Origin of the sequence: Gemella haemolysans (assembly GCF_028308085.1) — a bacterium.
In the GTDB taxonomy this organism is placed as follows: domain Bacteria; phylum Bacillota; class Bacilli; order Staphylococcales; family Gemellaceae; genus Gemella; species Gemella haemolysans_D.
Map to the genome: position 1 here is coordinate 1 of NZ_JAQMFS010000099.1, position 1,615 is coordinate 1,615.

1 protein-coding gene is annotated in these 1,615 nt (G+C 27.5%); it reads left to right on the forward strand.

Annotated elements, in window-relative coordinates; all coding sequences use genetic code 11:
- Positions 1-46 precede the first annotated feature (46 nt).
- Positions 47-1,395, forward strand: a protein-coding gene (locus tag PNO30_RS08170) for an IS3 family transposase (protein ID WP_271987958.1) whose coding sequence is annotated in 2 segments (ribosomal slippage) — positions 47-536 and positions 536-1,395 — 1,350 coding nt in all. Because the reading frame shifts where the segments join, the coding sequence is not laid out codon by codon here.
- Positions 1,396-1,615: the final 220 nt, after the last annotated feature.

Here is a 1,615-nt window from a genome sequence, read left to right on the forward strand (position 1 = left end):
GGTAATAGCCCCCAAAATTTGGACAAATTTTGGAGGGCTATTTATTATGAAATTAACAGATGAAAATAGGATAGAGATATATAGACTTAAGAAAGGAGGATACACATACAAGGAACTATCTAAAAAATTTGAAATTGATCCTAGTAATATGAAGTACATGGTCAAATTGGCTGATTTACATGGTGAAACAGTGCTGATTAAGGGGAAAAATAATTACTATCCACCAGAATTGAAATTAGATATAATCAATGAGGTTTTAATATTAGGACATTCTATAAAATCTACTTCATTAAAGTACGCATTACCAAATCCTACTCTACTTAGTAATTGGATTTCAAAATTTAAAGAAAACGGGTATAATATACTAGAGAAACCGAGAGGAAGAACTAGTAAAATGAAAAATAATAATAAAAAGATAGAAAAAAATGAATTATCAAAAGTAGAACAATTAGAGAAGGAACTTGAGTACCTACGTGCGGAAAATGCAGTTTTAAAAAAGTTGAGGGAGATAAGGTTAAAACAATCTCAAACGAAGAAAAAACAAAAATAGTAGAAGAATTAAAGGAAACACATAGATTAAACATACTATTAAAGATTTTAGGCTTATCTCGTTCATCATATTATTATACAAAAAATAAAGAAGATAAAGATAAAAAAAATAAAAATATAGAAGAAGCTATTCTATTAATTCAGGAAAAGAACAAGTACAGATACGGTTATAGAAGAATAACATTAGAACTTAAAAATATGGGATTTATAGTAAATCATAAAAAAGTTTTAAGATTAACGAGAAAACTTGGTGTATTATCATTCGTAAGACCTACTAAAAAATACAACTCATATAAAGGAGAAATTGGAAAAATCGCAGATAATATAATAGCTAGAGATTTCTTCGCCTCAGAACCATTAAAAAAATGTTATACAGATGTAACTCAATTCAAGATTGGAGAGGATAGAGTTTATTTAGCACCTATAATTGATGGATATAATGCGGAGATAATAGCTTATAATATTTCATTCTCACCTAACATGGAACAACAGTATGAAATGTTATCGCAACTTCAAGATAATAGATATGATGGCATGATAATACATAGTGATCAAGGTTGGCAATATCAACATATTACATATAGACAAATTCTTAAAGCAAAAGGAATTAAACAATCAATGTCTAGAAAAGGAACATCGGCAGATAATGCATTTATGGAATCTTTCTTTGGAGTTTTAAAATCTGAGATGTATTATGGATTCGAAAATACTTTCAAGAATAAATATGAACTAAAAGAAGCTATTATAGATTATATAAAATATTATAATGAGGAAAGAATAAAGTTGAACTTAGGTGGATTAAGTCCCGTAAACTATAGAAAAATTAATAGAAACAAATATAAATAAAAAGAGACTTTCATTCCCTTTTACAGTTTAGATTTCTCTTCTATATTAGTCAAGGACAAGGGCTACGCCTTTTAAAAATCCTTGACTAAATAGTTCGAAAAATCTAAAATAACTGTAAGGAATGAAAGTCACTAAAAGTAATAAAATTTACTGACTTTAAAGTTTAAAATACTAAACAAAAATAACTGAATATTTTGTCCAACTTTTTGGGTGCAGTACC